18 protein-coding genes and 1 tRNA gene are annotated in these 18,412 nt (G+C 65.7%); 9 read left to right on the top strand and 10 right to left on the bottom strand.

From position 1 onward, the window contains the following. Positions 1-93: 93 nt before the first annotated feature. The 4 genes from AC1C2N_RS03660 to AC1C2N_RS03675 all read right to left on the bottom strand — a co-directional run bounded on the left by AC1C2N_RS03660 (position 94) and on the right by AC1C2N_RS03675 (position 4,592). Complete coding sequence (locus AC1C2N_RS03660) at positions 94-876, bottom strand: PspA/IM30 family protein (protein WP_495432917.1); 783 nt, start codon at positions 874-876, stop codon at positions 94-96. Between the two features lie 40 nt (positions 877-916). Further along, positions 917-3,010 (bottom strand): TPM domain-containing protein, encoded by a 2,094-nt coding sequence (locus tag AC1C2N_RS03665; protein ID WP_483405661.1) that lies wholly within the window; start codon positions 3,008-3,010, stop codon positions 917-919. Between the two features lie 136 nt (positions 3,011-3,146). Then, on the bottom strand, positions 3,147-3,938 hold the full coding sequence (locus AC1C2N_RS03670; RefSeq protein ID WP_495432918.1) for an alpha/beta fold hydrolase: 792 nt from the start codon (positions 3,936-3,938) through the stop codon (positions 3,147-3,149). Positions 3,939-4,016: 78 nt separating this feature from the next. Beyond that, positions 4,017-4,592, bottom strand: a complete 576-nt coding sequence (locus tag AC1C2N_RS03675) for a hypothetical protein (protein ID WP_495432919.1) — start codon at positions 4,590-4,592, stop codon at positions 4,017-4,019. A gap of 138 nt (positions 4,593-4,730) precedes the next feature. Here AC1C2N_RS03675 and AC1C2N_RS03680 point away from each other — a divergent pair, with 138 nt between their 5' ends. The 3 genes from AC1C2N_RS03680 (at position 4,731) to AC1C2N_RS03690 (ending at position 7,535) form a co-directional block, all read left to right on the top strand. After that, positions 4,731-5,252, top strand: a complete 522-nt coding sequence (locus tag AC1C2N_RS03680; RefSeq protein WP_495432920.1) for an NUDIX hydrolase — start codon at positions 4,731-4,733, stop codon at positions 5,250-5,252. Between the two features lie 223 nt (positions 5,253-5,475). Then, positions 5,476-6,258 (top strand): class I SAM-dependent methyltransferase, encoded by a 783-nt coding sequence (locus AC1C2N_RS03685; RefSeq protein ID WP_495432921.1) that lies wholly within the window; start codon positions 5,476-5,478, stop codon positions 6,256-6,258. A 434-nt stretch (positions 6,259-6,692) separates the two neighbouring features. Continuing rightward, the gene (locus AC1C2N_RS03690; RefSeq protein ID WP_495432922.1) at positions 6,693-7,535 is read left to right on the top strand and encodes a DUF3097 domain-containing protein; all 843 of its coding nucleotides are present in this window, start codon (positions 6,693-6,695) and stop codon (positions 7,533-7,535) included. A 5-nt stretch (positions 7,536-7,540) separates the two neighbouring features. Here AC1C2N_RS03690 and AC1C2N_RS03695 read toward each other — a convergent pair whose 3' ends face one another. Genes AC1C2N_RS03695 through AC1C2N_RS03705 form a run of 3 tightly spaced genes read right to left on the bottom strand, consistent with a single transcriptional unit; the run spans position 7,541 to position 11,647 of the window. After that, on the bottom strand, positions 7,541-8,545 hold the full coding sequence (locus AC1C2N_RS03695) for a DUF2804 domain-containing protein (RefSeq protein ID WP_495432923.1): 1,005 nt from the start codon (positions 8,543-8,545) through the stop codon (positions 7,541-7,543). After that, positions 8,532-10,328 carry a glycoside hydrolase family 2 protein gene (locus AC1C2N_RS03700; RefSeq protein WP_495432924.1) on the bottom strand — a complete coding sequence of 599 codons (1,797 nt, stop codon included), beginning with the start codon at positions 10,326-10,328 and terminating at the stop codon, positions 8,532-8,534. Before AC1C2N_RS03700 ends, AC1C2N_RS03695 begins: the two co-directional genes overlap by 14 nt. Then, complete coding sequence (locus AC1C2N_RS03705) at positions 10,325-11,647, bottom strand: MFS transporter (protein ID WP_495432925.1); 1,323 nt, start codon at positions 11,645-11,647, stop codon at positions 10,325-10,327. The genes AC1C2N_RS03700 and AC1C2N_RS03705 overlap by 4 nt, the downstream gene beginning before the upstream one ends. 227 nt (positions 11,648-11,874) lie before the next feature. Here AC1C2N_RS03705 and AC1C2N_RS03710 point away from each other — a divergent pair, with 227 nt between their 5' ends. The 3 genes from AC1C2N_RS03710 (at position 11,875) to AC1C2N_RS03720 (ending at position 13,460) form a co-directional block, all read left to right on the top strand. Beyond that, on the top strand, positions 11,875-12,213 hold the full coding sequence (locus tag AC1C2N_RS03710) for a PadR family transcriptional regulator (protein ID WP_495432926.1): 339 nt from the start codon (positions 11,875-11,877) through the stop codon (positions 12,211-12,213). Further along, entirely contained in the window at positions 12,206-12,793 is a 588-nt protein-coding gene (locus tag AC1C2N_RS03715; RefSeq protein ID WP_495432927.1) for an HAAS signaling domain-containing protein, read from the top strand. Before AC1C2N_RS03710 ends, AC1C2N_RS03715 begins: the two co-directional genes overlap by 8 nt. A 337-nt stretch (positions 12,794-13,130) precedes the next feature. Next, complete coding sequence (locus AC1C2N_RS03720) at positions 13,131-13,460, top strand: hypothetical protein (protein ID WP_495432928.1); 330 nt, start codon at positions 13,131-13,133, stop codon at positions 13,458-13,460. Positions 13,461-13,474: 14 nt separating this feature from the next. Here AC1C2N_RS03720 and AC1C2N_RS03725 read toward each other — a convergent pair whose 3' ends face one another. The 3 genes from AC1C2N_RS03725 to AC1C2N_RS03735 all read right to left on the bottom strand — a co-directional run bounded on the left by AC1C2N_RS03725 (position 13,475) and on the right by AC1C2N_RS03735 (position 15,551). After that, the gene (locus tag AC1C2N_RS03725; RefSeq protein WP_495432929.1) at positions 13,475-14,887 is read right to left on the bottom strand and encodes an amidase; all 1,413 of its coding nucleotides are present in this window, start codon (positions 14,885-14,887) and stop codon (positions 13,475-13,477) included. Positions 14,888-14,973: 86 nt separating this feature from the next. Then, positions 14,974-15,046, bottom strand: a tRNA-Arg gene (locus AC1C2N_RS03730). Positions 15,047-15,119: 73 nt separating this feature from the next. Beyond that, complete coding sequence (locus AC1C2N_RS03735) at positions 15,120-15,551, bottom strand: hypothetical protein (protein WP_495432930.1); 432 nt, start codon at positions 15,549-15,551, stop codon at positions 15,120-15,122. Between AC1C2N_RS03735 and AC1C2N_RS03740 the strand changes: the two genes are divergently transcribed. The 3 genes from AC1C2N_RS03740 to AC1C2N_RS03750 all read left to right on the top strand — a co-directional run bounded on the left by AC1C2N_RS03740 (position 15,538) and on the right by AC1C2N_RS03750 (position 18,385). Next, complete coding sequence (locus AC1C2N_RS03740; protein WP_483405675.1) at positions 15,538-15,744, top strand: hypothetical protein; 207 nt, start codon at positions 15,538-15,540, stop codon at positions 15,742-15,744. The two genes, AC1C2N_RS03735 and AC1C2N_RS03740, sit on opposite strands and share 14 nt — an antisense overlap. Before the next feature lie 134 nt (positions 15,745-15,878). Beyond that, positions 15,879-17,546: an arginine--tRNA ligase gene (locus AC1C2N_RS03745; protein ID WP_483405676.1), complete on the top strand. Its 1,668-nt coding sequence runs from the start codon at positions 15,879-15,881 to the stop codon at positions 17,544-17,546. A gap of 2 nt (positions 17,547-17,548) precedes the next feature. Then, entirely contained in the window at positions 17,549-18,385 is an 837-nt protein-coding gene (locus AC1C2N_RS03750; RefSeq protein WP_495432931.1) for an LmeA family phospholipid-binding protein, read from the top strand. The last annotated feature ends 27 nt before the right edge of the window (positions 18,386-18,412 follow it).

Genomic DNA, 18,412 nt, shown 5'->3' on the forward strand with positions numbered 1-18,412 from the left:
AAATCGCACGATTATCAGGACCAGTCGTTGAGAACCGGCCTGATAACCGTGCGATTACCTGTCAATCCCGCGAGCTACGCGGCGGGTGACGTGCTACTCACCCGGGGTGTACGGCGCGCCCTGTGTGACGGCGGGTGTGCTTGAGTTGCCCGAGACGGCGCGCGAGCCGCCGGACTTCAGTTCGGCGAGCCGCGCCTCGACCTCGGTCATTTCGCCGATGTCCTCGAGCGACTCGAACTGGGCGTCGAGGCTGGAGGCCGCGAGTTCCTGCTGGCCACGGACCTTGGCTTCCTCGCGACGGATCTTGTCTTCGAACCGGCTGACCTCGCTGGTCGGGTCCATGATGTCGATGCTCTTGACGGCATCCGCGACCTTCTTCTGGGCCTCGGCGGTCTTCGAGCGGGCGATGAGCTCGCTGCGCTTCGACTTGAGCTGCTCGAGCTTGCCCTTCATGCCATTGAGGCCGTTCTTGAGCTGGTCGACGACCTGGGTCTGCGACGCGATCTGCGGCTCGGCCATCCTCGCCTCGTTCTCAGAGGTGATCTGGCGCTGCAGGGCCACCTTCGCGAGGTTGTCGAACTTGTCGGCGTCTGCGCTGTTGCCCGCCGCACGGTACTCGTCTGCCTTGCGGCTCGCGGCGAGTGCCTTGTTGCCCCAGTCGCCTGCCGCACGCACGTCTTCGGCGTGGTCCTCCTCGAGGAGGCGCAGGTTTCCGATCGTCTCGGCGATGGCGCTCTCGGCCTCAGCGATGCTGTTGGTGTAGTCGCGCACCATCTGGTCGAGCATGAGCTGCGGGTCTTCTGCCTGGTCGATGAGAGCGTTGATGTTCGCTTTCGCCAGCTGGGCGATGCGCCCGAAGATTGACTGCTTGGTCATAGTTCTTCCTTCCGATCGATTGATGTCATGAAGCGAGCCGTTAGAACCGGCCGCCTCCTCGTCGGGAGCGTGAACCGCTCCCGCCGAAACTTCCCGCGCTGCGACCGCTCGAGCGTCCGCCGCCAAAGCCGCCGCCACCGAACCCGCCACCACCGGAACGGCCGCGCGAGCTTCCGCCGCCCCCGCCGAACATGCCGCCGCCGCCGCCGCCGAACATTCCGCCGCCGCCACCGCCGAGCACCTGACCGATGAGGATGCCGCCGAGAATCGCACCCATCGAGCCGTCGCTCGAGCCTCTGCCGCCACCACCCATCACGTCACCGAAACCTGTGCCGTAGCCACTGACGTCGTTCTGGGCGTACTGCATCGACTGCCGGGCGAGTTCGTTGGCTCGTTGCGCGTAGATGAGGGCAGATTCGCTGTCGGATTCCCGTGACTGCATGGCGAGGCCGAGGTTGCGTTCCGCCTCCGCGAGGCGCGTGCGGGCCTCGGCACCGACCGCGCCACGCCGGGTCGTGATGTACTCCTGCGCTGCCGCGACCTGATCCTGTGCACTCGTCAGGGAGTGCAGGAGCATCGACTGCGTGCGCCGGCGCTGGCCTTCCGCGTCACGGACCTGGGTGAGCACGCTGTCTATGGTCGAATCCGCTGCTTCGAGTCGCTGGACGAGCTCGTGAGGCGAGTATGGGCCCGCCGAACGATCGGCACCGAGCTCGGCGAGGATTCCCTCTGTTGCCCCGATGACGTTCGCGAGAGAACCCTCCGGGTCGGGCTGCGAGCGGGCAAGCTGCAGGTCGTTCTCGAGCTCGGTGACCAGGGCGCGGATCGATTCCTCCGCCTTAGCCAGGTCAGCCGCAGCGTGGTCGATGGCGTCGAGGAGGATTCCCGCCTGCTCGATCGATTCTTCGGCAGCACGGATGCCGACGGCTGCGGTTGAGAGGTCGCCTTCCGTCAGGTCCTGATCCGCGGCATCGAGTCCTGTCGCTGCGAACCGCAGCCGCTCGTCGGCCTCTTCCACGTTGTCGGCGACAGCCGAGAGAGCGGCGGGACTATAGCGGCCCGAGAGCGTGGAAAGCGTTGCCTCTGCAGCGGGCCTGCGCTGAGAGACACGCTCGAGTTCGGAGCGAAGCCGCTTGACGGCATCCGGTGCAGTCTTTTCGATCTGCCTCAGTTCGTCGAATGCGGCAGCCTCGCGATCGAGGGCGTCGTTGGCGCTCGCGCAGAGGCGGATGATCTCGGCGTTCCAGGCGCGAACCTGTTGCTCCGTGTCGGGCTCGGCGTCGTCGAGACGCTGCTTGATCGTGAAGGCCTGCGAGAGGGTGGTCTTTGCCGTCGCGATGGCCTCACGGAACTTAGCCGCCGACTCTTCGCCGTACTGGGCGATGGCGAAGCCGAGTTCCTGTTCGCTTGTACGCACGGCGTCGTCGGTTTCGATCAGGGCGCTGCCGGCCTGGCGATCGAGGTCCTCGGTGGAGATCGCCGCGAGTTCGGCTGGCTCACCAGCGCGCGGATCGACGGCCGGGGTCTTCTTACGGCGCCGCATCAGGACTATGACCAGGACCACAGCGATCGCTGCAATGACGAGAAGGATGATCCAGACGGTGCCGCCGGACAGGCCGCCGCCACCACCGGTGCCAACGGCATCCGTCACGGCATCTCCGTTGATCGCGTTGGTGAGCCCCTGGGCGGCGGCAACGCCCGCGCCTGCCCAGTTGCCGTCGGAGAGCTCGGGGAGGACGAGGCGCTGTTCGATCTCACCCAGCTGTTCGTCGGTGACCGGTCCACCGGAGTCACCGGAGAGGTAGTACACACGGGCCTCTGTGGCGACCGCGAGGATGTACTGGTTCGGACCGAGCCCGTTGTTTTCCGCCGTGGTGTTGGCCCACTCGGCGGCGTCGCTCGGGTCTTCGAAGGTGTCGACGTAGACGACCCAGAGGTCGGCGCCCGTTTCGGAGCGCAGTGTGTCGATTGCAGTCTCGATCGACTGGGTTCCGCTCGAATCGAGAACGCCCGAGTCATCGACGACCCGCGAATCACCGAGGATGACGGGCTCAGCTGCAGACGCAAGAGCTGGGGTTCCAAGGACGACGGCGACCGCGAGTGTCACAGCGCCCCAGATCGAGCGTGCCCGCATCGGCTCACCTTCGGTTGGGGTTGGAGGTACGGTGCGAGTCTATTGTTCGGTCACTGAGGGAGTCCAGAGAACGAGGCCCCCTGGGTAACCCGCGCGAGGTTGTGGTAGGCGGGTGCTCGTTCATTCCACGGATGCCTCAGGCGTCGCGACGTGAGACGCGGTCCAGCCAGTCTTCGATGAGTACTCCGAGGAGTTGCGGGCGCTCGTGCATCAGGGCGTGGCCTGCGCCGTCGATGACCGCCAGAGTGGCCCGCGGGTACCTCTCCATCAGGGCTGTCGCGTGCGCGTAGCCCGCTGTCGCGTCCTGTCGACCCGCGACGATCAGGGTTGGAACGTGGAAGGGTTCCGTTCTGACGTCGACGCTCCATCGACCAAAGATGCGCTCGAGAGCCGTCTGGTCGACGAGCGCGGCGCCGGGTGCCACGTGGTCTCGATACCGGCGGGCCATGGCGCGCGTCCTGACGACGAAGTAGCCGTCGAATCCGTCTCGATGCTCGGGTTCGAGGTCTTCATATGCGTCGGCGTCCTGCTGCACCGCTCGATGCTCGGGCAGGTTCAGCGATCCGTCACCAAATGGGCACAGCAGCGCCAGGCCGCGCACGCGCGCTGGAAGTGCCGCCGCGACTCCGCGTGCCAGGTACGCGCCGTAGGAGTGTCCTGCGAGCAGAACAGGTCCGTCAGAGATCTGGTCGATGAAGTCGACGAGCAAGGCAACCACGTCACTATTGCTCGTGAGGCCCTCGGCCGTCGAGCGACCCATTCCCGGCAGATCGGGATAAATCCGGCGGTAACCAGCCGCAGGGACGACGGCTTCAACTGCCGCTTCGATGTCACGGTGGTCAACGCCGGCACCGTGAAGGGCGACCAGGGGGATGCCGTCTCCGTGCTCGGCGTATGAGATGAGGACTCCGCGTATTCGGGTTTCCATACTCCGAGATCGTAGTGACGCGTCTCGGTGAGGGGAACGGGGGTCCGGATGCCAGCGGTGCCAGCATTGCGAAAGCGATCAGCGCGTGGGACGGCCGCTCATCTGGACACGGCCGAAAACGTCAGGGTTCGCCGGTGCCAGCTCCGGGAACTGCTTCGCATAAAGGTCGGCGACCCGCGAATTCTGCGCTCTCACATCAATGTGATGAGGAAGAGTGCCAGCCCAGTTCGCAACCTGCGCTCGCAACGCGGTCGCTGATGAGTCACCTGGAAGTCGCCCGTGATTGTCGAAGGACATCACGCTCCGTTTGAATCGCACATCCAGAGACGCGCCTCGGGTGGAGGACAGAAACACTAAACGTTTGGGGTCCAGCAGCCGCCACGCCGCGTGCAGGAGAACGGCACCGACGATAGAGATGGTGAGGACTGCGATGTATACCGCCCCGATCACCAGGGCCCAGGTCGCGTCGAGTAAAAGCGCGAGAGAGGCCAAAGACACGGCGAGGGCGACCGCCCCGATCACCACGGCAACGAAAAGTGCGCGTTGTTTCCGGGTAGCCAGGAGCTGGGCAGACATGGTAATTGCCGCCAACCGCCAGAAATCGGCCATCGTCGCAGCGGACGGTCTAATGGGCCGGGTCGATGGAAGAGTCACCCCAGCAGACTATCGCCGCCCGCTTTTTCACCCGCCCGGTCGTGGCAGCAGATCCTGCGGGTTGCCTCTGCATACAGGAGGCGGCATATCGGGTGCGGGCCCTAGGCTAACGAGCGACGGCGGACGGGGGAGGGCGGCTTGGCTGATGGCTCGGTGCGCGTTGCCGATGCGGCGCGCGACGATATCGCCGCGGCACACCTCTCGGAAGCCGGAGTCCTGGCCTGGTTCCAATCTGAGTGGATGGCTGACCAGCATCCGCTGGCCGCCGATGTCTGGGTCTTCTCGCCGGACTCTGACCGCGTGCTCGTTGTCGAGCATCGATGGCGTGGGCTGGTGCCGCCCGGCGGTCGGGTCGAGGACGGTGAGACTCCTCGAGAAGCGGCGAGCAGGGAACTCAGGGAAGAGACGGGACTCGACCTGGACCTCGGGGAGCGACCGGCCTTCGCCGCGGTTCGCTCGTACAGGTCGGATTGGCCTGTAACGCTGAGTCTTTCGTACTGGGCGATCGCCGACACCCAAGCTGCCCTCCGCCCCGAACCCGGGCAACCTGCACGGTGGGTCTCCATCGATGACGACTGGCGCACATTCCACCCCGACGACGCGCGAGTGATGAGACGTTTCGTTGCGGAGTTGCGTGAGCGTGAAGGAGTCGCCCGTTGACCGATCCTGGTCTTCGCAGCTGGCCGCCGAGCGACGGCCGCTTCCGTCACTCTGATGTGTCAGCGCCCATAGGGCGCGGTGACGCAGGTGGGGCGGATGCCAGCTGCGTCGTTTCGGGCGGTAAATCCGGGGGTCGGGGCACAATAGGTGTGTGGACTCTGCGATTCTCCGCCCGAAACGCTGAGAGGGCGGCACGGCAGGACGACGCTTCCAGGGAGGTCGCATGACTGATCGACAGTCCGACGGAAGCGCCGGCGACGCGAACTACGGCGCGATCGGTGAGGGCTATACGGCATACCGCCAGCCGGACCCCCGAATTGTGGCGGCAATTAACGCAGCGTTCGGTGGAGCACACACGATCATCAACGTTGGCGCGGGTGCCGGGTCGTATGAACCGATCGACCGTGACGTGACGCCGGTCGAGCCGAGCGCGACAATGCGCGCACAGCGACCACGCACGCTCGCCCCCGCGATCGACGCGACGGCCGAGGCGCTGCCGTTCGAGGACGCTGTTTTCGACGCGGCGTTGGCGTCGTTCACGGTCCATCAGTGGGCGGACCTTCGCGCCGGGCTGAGCGAGCTGCGCCGTGTCACCGCGGGCCCCGTCGTCGTTCTCACGTGCGATCCGACCGCCCTCGATCGTTTCTGGCTGTCTGAATACGCACCGGAGGTCATCGCGACCGAGGCCAGCAGATATCCGAGCATTGCCGACATTGCCGACGCGCTCGGCGGAACCGTTGAGGTATCCGCGATTCCGATTCCTCTGGATTGCACCGACGGGTTCGGTGAGGCTTACTACGGTCGGCCCGAGGCGCTGCTGGACTCCGGTGCGCGACTGGCGAACTCTGCGTGGAGTTTCGTCGAGCCATCAGTGGGGAAGCGCTTTGAGGCGTCGCTGCGGGCTGATCTCGACTCCGGCGCTTGGGACGCCCGCCACGGTGCACTCCGCAGCGCGCCGACCTTTGACGGCTCGCTTCGGCTGATCGTGTCGCGCCCGGCGCAGTAATCGAGGGATCACGACGCGGTCATCGATCGGTTAAATCGACATCGCAAGGGCTGATGCAAACAAATACAGGAGGCCCGTCATCAGGCCAATGAGTTCGCGGGGAGAACAAGCCAGCTGTCCGTGAGCGAATCCGCTCACGGACAGGTCGCCGTGCGTTCGCTGATCGACGCTGCGGGTGGCATCCACTTGCCGTCACCGGCCAGCGGATGCCAGTGGTGTCGTTTCGGGAGGTAGATCCGGGGGTCGGAGCGTCAGAGGTGCGTGGACTCTGCGATTCTCCTCCCGAAACACCACGGCGCGGCAGGTGAGTGGCGACTGCTACCCAGCGCTACGGGCGTGTCGCGCCCGTAACCAGCCCCGCTGTAGCTCCGTGAAGAGTCGAACCGCAGCGTGGCATCCGCTCGCCGTCGGCGGCCGCGACTACCGTTGACGACGTGAGTTATGACCCGTACGGAAGCGATGTCCTCGCCACCGATTGGCGAAAGAGCAAGACCCCGCCACCCGAAGAGCACGAAGCGGTACCCGACCTCGTCGTCGAAGAAATGATGACCGGCTGGTGCGGTGCCGTCACCGGTATCGAGGGCAAGACCGTGCAGCTCGAAGACCGCCACGGCAAGCGCCGCGTCTTCCCGCTCGGCCCCGGCTTCCTGCTCGAGGGCAAGCCGGTCATCCTGACGGTGCCAAAGAAGAAGGCCGCTGGCCCGACCCGCACGGCCTCGGGTTCGTTCGCCGTCGAGGATTCACGGGCCCGCGTCGCACTTCCGTCCCGCATCTACGTGGAGGGCAGGCATGACGCCGAACTCGTCGAAAAGGTCTGGGGCGACGACCTGCGCGTTGAGGGCGTCGTCGTCGAGTACCTCGGCGGCATCGATGACCTCGCCGCCATCATCACCGACTTCGCGCCAACCCCGACTCGCAAGGTCGGCGTGCTCGTCGACCACCTCGTCCCCGGTTCCAAGGAGACCCGAATCGCGGATGCCGTGATTCGCGGAAAACACGGGGGCAACGTTCTTATCGTCGGTCACCCCTACATCGATGTCTGGCAGGCCGTAAAGCCGGCGCGCGTCGGACTCAAGGAATGGCCGAACATTCCGCGGTCGATCGAGTGGAAAAAGGGCATCTGTGCCGCCCTTGGCCTGCCGAACGAGAGCCAGGCTGACATCGCCCGGGCGTGGCAGGCGATCCTCGGCCGGGTGCGCAACTACTCAGACCTCGAGCCGGCGTTCCTCGGCCGGGTGGAGGAACTCATCGACTTCGTGACGGCGCCGACCCCGTAACCCGGTCACCAGCGGTTGCGGACGTCTTCTGCCCAGCCCGTGATGCCCGAGAACGAGACGCGGTTGCCGGTGTCATCGAGCAGCCAGCCGTTGAACGTCCCGAAACACTGGTGCCCGAACGACGAGAAGACCTTGAGGTCGGTTGCCGACACTTTGTCGTAGAACGGCGTGAACGTGATGTCGCCAGAGTCGCCGAAGATATGCCACGGCGCCAGCCAGTTCTCGCTGTCGTAGTCCCAGGTCAGCTCCTCGCTGATCTTGCTCATTCGCCCGTCAACGAACAGGGCGTTCTCGGTCGACCCGGTACCGTCGGTCCACTTGGAGCCGAGCTGCACCCCGATCACCCGTCCGTCCCAGACCCCGGATCCCGCAGCCCAGTTCCAGTGCATCGAGTACGGCCAACGGCCCCGTCCGTGGTCGAGGGTCGCCCAGGACGCCCCGCGGGGGATGTCGATCGCGGCGCCGTCGATCCGGATGGTGCCGGATGCTGGCCGCGCGACGTCTTTCACGGTGTACTGAAACCGTGTTTTCGACCACGGCACCACAACGCCGAGCGCTTCGTGGCCCTCGGGCCTCGCGGCCAGAACATCGAGGTGCACGAGCGAGGTGTCCGCTCGCAGCCGGGTACCGCCCTCTTCCTCGGTGATCTCGACCTGCAGCGGACGCGTCCGCACCCGCGCCGGTCCGCCGCCGAGGGTGCCGGGCAGGGTGACACTCCCGCTGAGCGGTCGGATCACGCCGGTGTGGATAACCTCCTGCGACTCACGGTCAAAAAGCCACAGGTCGTGCACCGAGGCATAGTCGAGGCTCGAGACGGTGACCGAGGCAATGTGCGTCGGCGTCGTGACCGCCCAGTACTCCCAGCGCTTGTTCCTTCCCCAGCCGCGGCCGAACTTACCGATGCCGTCCGTGGTGTGGAGTGGCGTCCGTGTGAAGCCGACAGCGGCGGGGTTCAGCCGCCCGTCCGGACCGGTAAACGCGACGGGCCTGGTGATTTCACTCTCGCGCATGGGCGGGTGGGTCCTCTCGGGGTGTTTGGGTGTTGCCCGCCGTAAGCCGCGCGTTGACGCGCCGGACAACATCCGGGGTCAGCTTCACGATCCGGCGGTCGTAGGTCAGGATGCCGTTGAGCTCGTCTTCGACGTCGGAGAGCTGTGTGTAGACGGTCGCTGCGAGTCCCTGTGGGACGGCCGGGATCACCTCAGCGTCGTGCAGCCGCTCGAATGCGGCGTCGAGCTCGGCGTGCGACCGATAGCGCCGGTAGCCGAACTCCTTGTCGCTGAACGCGTGCCCCGGCTCGCGGTAGCTGTACCCGCCGTACTCCGAGAGCACGACGACGCGGCCGTCCTCTCGCCACGAGCGTCGCATCCGGAACGGCCGGATGTACACGTGCAGGCTCTTCACATCGCCAGCGCCCTGGTCGTGCCAGCCGCTCGCGTGGTCGATGGTGCGCGTCGGGTCGAGTGCCCGGACCTCGTCGGCAATCTCTCTCGCGTCGAACTGGCCCCAGCCCTCATTGAACGGCACCCACATGGCGATGCTCACGACGTTCGAGAGCAGCTCGATGGTCTCGTGAAGTTCGCGGCGGAACTCTGCGCGCCCGCCGGCATCCGCTCGCCCGAACAGGTCGTAACGGTCGTCTCTGAACCGAACGGGAGTTGCGGCGGGCAGTGTGATCACCGCGGGACGATAGGGCGCGCCGCCGTTGACCATGTCCTGCCAGACCAGGATGCCGATCCGGTCGCAGTGCGCGTACCAGCGGAGCGGTTCGATCTTGATGTGCTTGCGCAACATGGTGAAGCCGAGATCCTTCATGGTGCGGATGTCGGCGATCAGTGCGTCGTCGGATGGCGCGGTGTAGAGACCGTCGGGCCAGTAGCCCTGGTCGAGTACTCCGGCGTGGAAGTAGGGCTTCCCGTTGAGCAGCAGTCGCGGCACGCCGCCCGCGTCCGTGCCGGTGCCGAACGAGCGGATGCCCACATAACTCGTGACCTCGTCGGTGCCGAGAGTGACGCGGACGTCGTAGAGGAACGGGTCCTCGGGGCTCCACGGGCGCACGTTTGCACCGAGGGGAATCCGGGTGGGGGAGTTGGCCTGCACCGTCGCCTCGGCCACCGTCTGTCCCTCGGCGGTGACGACGACTGTTGCGGGCGAATCCGAATCGGAGATCACGGTGACCTCGACGGCGCCAGCCTCGAGCTGCGGCGTGAGCTGGAGGCGCTCGATGTGAGCCTCCGGCACGGACTCGAGCCACACTGTCTGCCAGATCCCGGACTGGGCGGTGTACCAGATGCCGCCGCGGTCGAGCTTCTGTTTGCCGTGCGACGCCGGCACGGTGTCCGACGCATCGTGAACGGCAACGGTGAGCGTCGCGCTGCCGCTGCCGACGGCATCCGTCACATCGATCGAGAACGGGAGGTACCCGCCGACGTGCGAACCGACGGATTCACCGTTGAGAAACACCTCGCACTCCGAGTCGACGGCGCCGAAGTGCAGGAGAAGACGGCCGACATTGAAATCGGAGGGCAGGTCGAGCTCGCGCCGGTACCAGAGCGTCTGGTCCGGGGCGAGCTGGCGGTTGACGCCCGAGAGCGCCGATTCGGGGGAGAAGGGCACGAGGATCGGCCCGTCCCACTCGGTCGGTTCGGCCTCGTCGTCGGTCCTCGCGCGGATCGCGTATTGCCACCGGCCGTTGAGGTTGACGTAGCTGTCACGCACCAGCTGCGGCCGCGGGTACTCGGGGAGGATCGCGTTCTCGTCGAGCGCATCGCCCTCGATCGTGGTCAGGTTCATGCTGCTGTTCTCCTTTTCAAGGCTCGGAGAGGGAGGATGGCGACCAGGAGCACCGCCGCTGCGGCGAGGAAGATCCACGCCGTCGGGACCTGCTTCTCGACGCCGAGGTCGACGTACGTTTCGGCGGCGCCGACGATTACTGCTGCGCCGAGAAAGGGACCGGCGACCATCGGAATGAGCACGGCCGCGATCATCCGGAGTCCCTGCACGCTCCCGACCCGATCGGTCGGAGTGTGGTCCCGCACCGTCGCGGTAAGTGCCGCGATCGAGAGCATGAACCCGGTCATCATCACGATCCCTGCGAGGATCACCGGCACCATGTCCCGCACGAAGAACATGAGGATCAGGCCGGTTGCGAGCAGGGCGACGGCAGGGGGGATCGATCGGACCTTGCCGAATCGGTCGATGAGTCGTCCGCCAAGAACGCTGAGAACGGATGCCGTCACCAGCACGGTTCCGAGAACAATGGCGTAGCCGTCGATCCGCAGGGTGCGCTGGATGTAGATGATGAGGTAAGGGAGGAAGACCTGCGTGCTCGTGCCGACGATGGCGAGGCACACGAGCGTCACGTAGAGCGTCGGGTTCTGCCGAACGGCACTCGGTCGGAGGCCAGCGACCACGGCGGAGAAGTAGCCGCCGGGTTGGGGCGAGACGGTCACCGGGTCGCGGACGAGAAACCACGCGACGACGCCGACGAGGCTGGTCGCGCCACCGATGAGCAGGAAGAACTCGCGCCAGGCGCCGGCCTGGGTCAGCCCGTCGAGCGCACCGAACACGATGAGCATTGCCAGGAGCGGGAGGATCGCAAGCACCGAATCCACCCGACCCCGGTTGGCGGGCACTGTCGACTCGGTCACCCAGGCGTTGAACGCCGCATCGTTGGCACCCGCCCCGATCACACTCATGAGGCAGTCGAGGAGAATGACCGCGAGAACGGTGAGAACGACGGCATCACCGACAGCGGCGAGCTCCCGGATGCCGTCAACGCTGAGAAAACCGAAGGCCGCTGTGGCGAGCCCCCACAGCACGTACCCGATCGCGATGAACTCGCGGCGCCGGCGGACCCGGTCGCTCGCCGCGCCGAGGAGCATGGTGGCGATCGTCGCGCTGGCGGCGCTCGCCGCAACCATGAGCGCGAGGACTGTCGGGTTGTCGGTGATCGTGTCGTAGACGAACACGTTGAGGTACATGTTCTCGATGGTCCACGCGAGCTGCCCGACGAGGCCGACGAGCACGATCGAGGTCCAGACCCGACCGCTGAGCGCTGGCGCAGTGCGCTGGGCAGACCCGGGTGTGCCGGTGACGGGCGTCGTAGTCATCGTGGTCCTCATCATCGGGGAATCCGGCCTGAGACGGCCTCCGCTGATCATATCGGCGGGCGGCGGTAACCGCGCGGGCGGCCGCTAAACAGGAGGTCGCACGATTATCAGGATGCTCGTGGCGAGATCGCCCTGATGACCGTGCGATCTCCTGCAATCCCGGCGGCGGCGGGAGCCGTTGAGTAAAACTTCTTGCACTAGCTTGCCATGCAAGCTAGCTTGTGAACATGACAGCGGACGTTGGTGCACAACTGCGCAAGGGCGTGGTCGAGTACTGCGTGCTCGGACTGCTGTCGCGTGAACCAATGTACGGCTGGCAGCTCTCCGAGACGCTGACGGCGGCGGGCATGATCGCGAGCATCGGCACCCTCTATCCCGTTCTCGGTCGCTTGCGCGAGAAGGGCTTCGTGATCTCGTTCGATGAGGCCTCCGACGCCGGCCCTGTGCGTAAGTACTACCGGCTGACCGCAGCGGGAGAAGAGCGCCTCGACGCGTTCCGGCAGCAGTGGGCACCGTTCCACGACACGGTGCAACATCTCATCGAAGGGAACCCCGTCCATGACTGAACAGACCCCGCAGGTCGTTCGCAGTTACCTCGCCCAGCTGGATTCGGCACTCGAGGGCATGCCCGCCGAGCTCGCCCGCGACATCCGTTCCGGCGTGGAAGAGGAACTGGCCGGGCTCGATGCCGGAACGGCATCCGCGCGCATCGAGGAACTCGGGGATCCCGTCTTCATCGCCGCCGAGGCGCGGGATGCCATGGGCACGGTTCCGGCGCAACCAGTCGTTCTCGAGGCCCCGGCGAGCACGCTGAGCGCGTCACGTGGCTTCGCCATCACCGCTGCGTTGCTCGTCGGGATCGGCGGATTTATCGTGCCGATCGCCGGCTGGATCGTTGGCATGGTGATGATGTGGATGTCGTCGGCATGGCGTCGGTGGGAAAAGTGGGTGGCCACGCTGGCCATACCTGGCGCGGCGATTCTCGCGATGATCGTTGCCGCGATCGGCTCGGCACTCGGGCAGCCCAACGGCCAGATGGTGTTCGGGATGCTGTCCGGCTGGCACGTTTTCCTGATTGGCGTGCCGTCGACGATCGTCGTCGGCATCTGGCTGCTCTGGCGCGCCAGGGGGCGCGTTTTCGCCTGACAGCGATCACACACCGCCACCGTTGTTTTGAGTAAGTCAAAACAACCGTGTACTCTGGAAAATACGGAACGACCGCTCAATGCTGCGCCGGGTGCGCGGATTGAGAGATTTCCACCCGGGTGCAGCGAGTTGATCCGCCGCCCGAATCGGTGGGATCAGCGGCATCAGACGCCGAGCAACGTCGGACCGGAGACGGCCGCACGCGCCCGAATGCGCTGCGGCGCCGTGCCTGGCAACACAGCCAGATGTTCAAAGCCTGAAGGCAGAGGCCAGGCGCCCGTCGGTCGTGTCGCGGAAGCGGCACACGGAAGCTCACACCCGAATAACAGGAGAACCCTTGTCACGCTCTTACCCCCAGATGACCGAAGCGACGCTACTCCTGGGAAACATCTCAGCAGAACACGTCTCGCAGCAGCACGTTACGCCCCCGGCGCTGAACGATGACGAGTACATCGCAACGCTGTCCACCAGTAGCCCGGGAGCGCCAGGCTACGTCGTCGGACGACGCGTTCAGGGCAAGGCTTACGACCGAATCGTGATGAACTACGGGCCCGCCGACAAGCCCTGGCAGCGGACCTGGCGTCTCGATGTCGACCGCGGAACCCGGGTCAACTACCAGATCCTCGACGACACGTCCTCGAACGGGTTTGCCACAGCCGAACGCTGATTGGTTCGCCTGTCTCAGTCCGCGAAGATCGGTGGCACCCGCTCGCGCCACGGCATCGCCTGCTCAAGCTGGGCCGCAACGGCGAGAAGCAGGTCTTCACGACCGTGCGCGGCCACGATCTGAACGCCGATCGGCAGCGATTCCCTGCTCTCGCCGAGGGGCAGGCTGATCGCCGGGTTGCCCGAGATGTTGAACGCTGCGGTGAACGGCCCGTACTCCGAAATTCTGGCGAGCCACTCGCGGGCGGAGTACCTGTCGTTGTCGTAGTCGAGGGTTCCGTGCGGCGCCGGCAACTGCCCGATGGTCGGCGTGACGAGCAGGTCGAACGTCTCGAAGAACCCGGCGACTGAGCGGGTCACCCGATGCTGGGCGTCGATCGACGCCAGGATGTCGAGTGCGCTCGCTCGTGCAGCCTCCTCGAGCACGCGTCGCGAGACACCCTCGAGCAGCGCCGGATCCGGCCGCCGTGGTGCCCGCAGCATCGCGCCACCGGTCGAATACACGGCGAGCATTTCGCCCTCGATCAGGTCGTCAGCATCGAGGGCAGGCATTGCCTCGGTGATTGTGTGCCCAATCCACTCGAGGGTCTCGGCCGCGCGCACTGTCGCGAGCCGCACGGTCTCGTCCACCGTGGCATCCGACCACGCAGTCGACTGCAGTGCGATTCGCAGGCGTCCCGGATCCTGTTGCGTGCTGTCGACGAACGGATGCCGCGGTGCGAGCGACGTGTACTTCTCGCCGACGGTCGGTGCGCTCACCGCGTCGAGGAGAAGAGCGGTGTCGCGCACGGTGCGGGTGAGCGCGAACTCCGTGATGAGGCCGAACCCAGCCTCGCCGGCAAGCGGGCCCGACGGGGTCCTGCCCCGCGTGGGCTTGAGTCCGACCAGTCCGCAACTCGACGCGGGAATGCGGATCGAGCCGCCACCGTCGTTGGCGTGCGCGAGTGGAACGGCGCCGGCCGCGACGAGTGCAGCGCTTCCGCCGCTCGAGCCGCCGACGCCCCGGTCGAGAGACCACGGGTTGCGCGTGATCCCATACCGACGCGACTCCGTGGCGAAAGTGAGACCCAGCTCCGGTGCCGTGGTCTGGCCGAGGGCAACGAGCCCTGCCCGGCGAAACCGGGCCATGAGTTCGTGGTCGACCGCTGCAAAGGCCCGGTTGATGCTCCGGCTACCGAGGGTGAACGAGATATTCCGCGCGAACGGACCGCTGTCCTTGATGAGGAACGGCACGCCGGCGAGAACACCGGCAGCGTCGGCGTCGAGTGCGGGGTCGAAGAGTTCCAGCGTCAGAGCATTGAGGTCGGGATTCACCGCTGCGATTGCCTCGCGGGCAACAGATTCAACCTCGGCACCGGTCACCTCGCCGGCCGCGATCAGGTCGCGAAGGCCTGTGGCGTCGAGCGCTGAGTACTCTCGCAGCTGCACACGGACTCCCTTGACTCGTGGATCACACTAACGAAACAAAAGACCCGGTCGGCCTGAAATTCAAGCTGACCGGGTCTTTCTCTATGTGCCCTCGGAGGGATTCGAACCCCCGACCTGCGGTACCGGAAACCGACGCTCTATCCCCTGAGCTACGAAGGCGCACAACTCAAAACTACCAGAATTTCAGCGCGCCGATTGCCCGCGTCCGACGGTTGTTTCGATCGTGGAGGAGCTACGCCGGAAGATTCTGCATCGCCGCGATGGCCAGCTGCTCAACGTCGCCGGGTTCGAAGAACGTCGTCGACCGTGCCGCGATCCAGTAGGAGCCCGTGAAGATCTGCGCTTCGCCCTGGGAATCGATGACCGTGAAGTAGCCCTCGATGGGCGGCGCGCCATAGGTCGGCACCGGAGTGCTCTCCGTTATGGCGACGTTCTTCAGCGCTGTGAGCTCGTCATCGCTGAGTTTGGCCACTGCGATATCGATGGTGTCTTTGCTCGTGTTGTTAACCCACTGGCACGTGAGCCCGTTCATGCCGGCGATCTTGCCCGGCTTGGTGTCCGGGTTCGGTGCCCCGTCGGCTACAAGGCTGAAGTTCGGGTTGTAGTCGTACATGTCGTCGGCGGTGATGAGTTGGTCGCACGACGCGGCGATGGGCTGGCTCACGACCGGTGTCTCGCTTGGCGGAACCGTCGCGGTCGGTGTCGGAGTCGGTTCGCTCGTCTCGCTTGAGCTCGGCTTCGGGGTCGGGCTCGCGGAGCTCGAAGGCTCGGCGTCCGGGGTGCATCCCGTCAGCATGACAGCGCCGACGGATACGGCGACGATCAGCGCGAAGGAACGGGAAGAGCGGGGGAACTGAAGCGAGGTGGCCATGGATGTCTCTCTGTGAGGATGTACAAAAGATACCAAGCCACGCGTGCTCCGACGATGATGCCGGATGGTGCGTCGGGGGTCCGAAGGGTGAGGCACGGGCGCTGCCGTAGAATTGACTCTGTGACCCCTGACGATCTCTCCGCTGCCCTGTTCGACCTCATCCTCCCACTCGCCGAGAGTCACCGCGAGGGATCGAGCGCCGAGATCCGGCGGGAAGACGTCGTTCTTGAACGCCCGAAGAACCGCGACCACGGCGACTGGGCATCGAATGTGGCGATGAAACTGGCCAAGCGACTCGGGACGAACCCCCGCGAGTTCGCCGCACAGCTCGCTGCGTCACTCGCCGATGTCCCCGGCGTCGCGACCGCCGAGGTCGCCGGACCCGGATTCATCAACGTGCGCCTCGACGCAGCGGCGGCGGGAGCGCTCGCGAAGAAGATCGTTGACGAGGCTGACGCCTACGGCCGCAACGAGTCGCAGGCCGGAAGGGCGATCAACCTGGAGTTCGTTTCGGCTAACCCAACCGGCCCGCTCCACATCGGCCACACCCGCTGGGCAGCGCTCGGTGACTCGATCGCCCGCGTGCTGAAGGCATCCGGAGCAAACGTCGCCAGCGAGTACTACATCAACGACGCCGGCAGCCAGATGGACACCTTCGGTGCCTCCGTGCTCGCCGCCATCCAGGGCAAGCCGACGCCGGAGGGCGGATACCCCGGCGCATACATCGCTGAGCTTGGCCGCCAGGTGCTCGAGCTTGAGCCGAACCTGCTCGAGAAGGACGAGGCCGAAGCCCTCGCCACCGCCAGGGAACTTGCATACAAACTCCAGCTCGCCGAGATCGAGAAGTCGCTCGCGAGCTTCAACGTGCACTTCGACGTCTGGTTCTCCGAGCGCACACTTCACGCGAAGAACCCGGACACCGGACTGAGCGCCATCGACGAGGCCGTCGACCGGCTGCGCGCGCAGGGCCACGTCTTCGACGAGGACGACGCCGTCTGGGTGCGCACCACCGACTTCGGTGATGACAAGGATCGCGTCATTCGTCGCGGCAACAGCATCTACACCTATTTCGCAGCGGATGCCGCTTACTACCTCTCGAAGTCCGACCGCGGTTTCGAGCACAAGATCTACCTGCTCGGCGCGGATCACCACGGCTACGTGCACCGGCTCAAGGCGCTTGCCGGTGCTGCCGGCGACAACCCGGACACCGACATCGAAATTCTGATCGGGCAGCTCGTGAGCGTCAACGGCGCCAAACTCTCCAAGCGAGCGGGCAACATCATCGAGCTCGACGACCTGCAGGCCTGGATCGGAACTGACGCGCTGCGTTACTCGCTCGCGCGCTACCCGGCAGACTCGCCGCTCACGCTCGACCCCGAGCAGCTGAAGAAGCGCAGCAACGACAACCCGGTGTTCTACGTGCAGTACGCACACGCCCGCACGCGCTCCGTTGCCCGCAACGCCGAGGCTGCGGGTGTCGACCGGTCGGCGTTCGCCCCCGAACTGCTTGACCACGAGACCGAGTCCGCCCTGCTCGGCGCACTGCAGGAATTCCCGCGAATTGTCGCCCAGGCCGCAGAACTTCGCGAACCCCACCGCATTGCCCGCTACATTGAAGAAGTTGCGGGTCTGTACCACCGCTGGTACGACAACTGCCGGGTGATCCCGCTCGGAGACGAACCGATCGGCGACGTGCACCGCTCGAGGCTGTGGCTCAACGACGCCACAGGCCAGGTCATCCGCAACGGTCTCGACCTCCTCGGCGTCACGGCTCCAGACAGGATGTAGCAATGACCTCCTCGGATATCGACGGCTGGGAGACGCTGAGCAGCCGTGCAACCGTGACCGAGGATTCCGAGCCGCCGCGCAGGAAAAACCGCACCGCACGGTGGATTGCCGTTGTGCTGATCGTCGCCGCGGTGATCGCTCTCGCGATCGGCGGGCTGTTTCTCGCCGAGAACGTCACGAAGGGCATCGCGACGGACGCGATCGCCGTCGCTGTCGAATCCAGCCTGCCCTCAGCGGTCGATGCTGATGTGGATGTGGACATTGCGGGGGAGTGGGTGCTGTTCCAGATCTTCTCGGGCAGCCTCGACAAAGTCACGCTGACGAGTGATGACGCCATGGTGGATGGCAGCCCCGCCGACTTCACGCTCGTCGCGACAGACGTGCCGCTCGACCTCAAGCAGCCCGTCGGTGACATCGACGCCACGGTGAGCCTCGGACCAGGATCGATCAACGAACTCCTCACGCTCCCGGGGAACGACGCGGAGGTGGCACTCGGCGATGGCACCGTCAGTTACGCGGATTCGGCATCCATTCTTGGTTTCACCCTCGGGTACCTCGTCGAGGCGACGCTGTCACCCAACGGAACCGACGTACTTGCCACTCCGGTGGCCGCTACAGTGACGTCGGATGTCGGGTCGCTCGACGTCTCAGGTCTGATCGAACGGATACTCGGGGCCCAGCCCGTGCGCATTTGCGTCGCCGACCGCTTGCCCGTTGGCGTAACGATCACGAGCATCGACGTCACTCCGGAGAGAGCGACACTCAACCTCCGCGCAAGGGATTTCACCCTCAATGGTGAGTCGCTGCGAGCGCGCGGCACCTGCCCCGATCCGGTGTGATGCCCCCACAGGCCGCCAGGGTAACGG

The organism is Mycetocola sp. Y791 (assembly GCF_059445325.1).

What these genes read in the sequence shown, in the direction of transcription:
- AC1C2N_RS03660 (WP_495432917.1), bottom strand. Translation starts at nt 876, where the DNA reads ATGACCAAGCAGTCAATCTTCGGGCGCATCGCCCAGCTGGCGAAAGCG.
- AC1C2N_RS03665 (WP_483405661.1), bottom strand. Translation starts at nt 3,010, where the DNA reads ATGCGGGCACGCTCGATCTGGGGCGCTGTGACACTCGCGGTCGCCGTC.
- AC1C2N_RS03670 (WP_495432918.1), bottom strand. Translation starts at nt 3,938, where the DNA reads ATGGAAACCCGAATACGCGGAGTCCTCATCTCATACGCCGAGCACGGA.
- AC1C2N_RS03685 (WP_495432921.1), top strand. Translation starts at nt 5,476, where the DNA reads ATGACTGATCGACAGTCCGACGGAAGCGCCGGCGACGCGAACTACGGC.
- AC1C2N_RS03695 (WP_495432923.1), bottom strand. Translation starts at nt 8,545, where the DNA reads ATGCGCGAGAGTGAAATCACCAGGCCCGTCGCGTTTACCGGTCCGGAC.
- AC1C2N_RS03700 (WP_495432924.1), bottom strand. Translation starts at nt 10,328, where the DNA reads ATGAACCTGACCACGATCGAGGGCGATGCGCTCGACGAGAACGCGATC.
- AC1C2N_RS03705 (WP_495432925.1), bottom strand. Translation starts at nt 11,647, where the DNA reads ATGACTACGACGCCCGTCACCGGCACACCCGGGTCTGCCCAGCGCACT.
- AC1C2N_RS03710 (WP_495432926.1), top strand. Translation starts at nt 11,875, where the DNA reads ATGACAGCGGACGTTGGTGCACAACTGCGCAAGGGCGTGGTCGAGTAC.
- AC1C2N_RS03715 (WP_495432927.1), top strand. Translation starts at nt 12,206, where the DNA reads ATGACTGAACAGACCCCGCAGGTCGTTCGCAGTTACCTCGCCCAGCTG.
- AC1C2N_RS03740 (WP_483405675.1), top strand. Translation starts at nt 15,538, where the DNA reads ATGGGCTGGCTCACGACCGGTGTCTCGCTTGGCGGAACCGTCGCGGTC.
- AC1C2N_RS03750 (WP_495432931.1), top strand. Translation starts at nt 17,549, where the DNA reads ATGACCTCCTCGGATATCGACGGCTGGGAGACGCTGAGCAGCCGTGCA.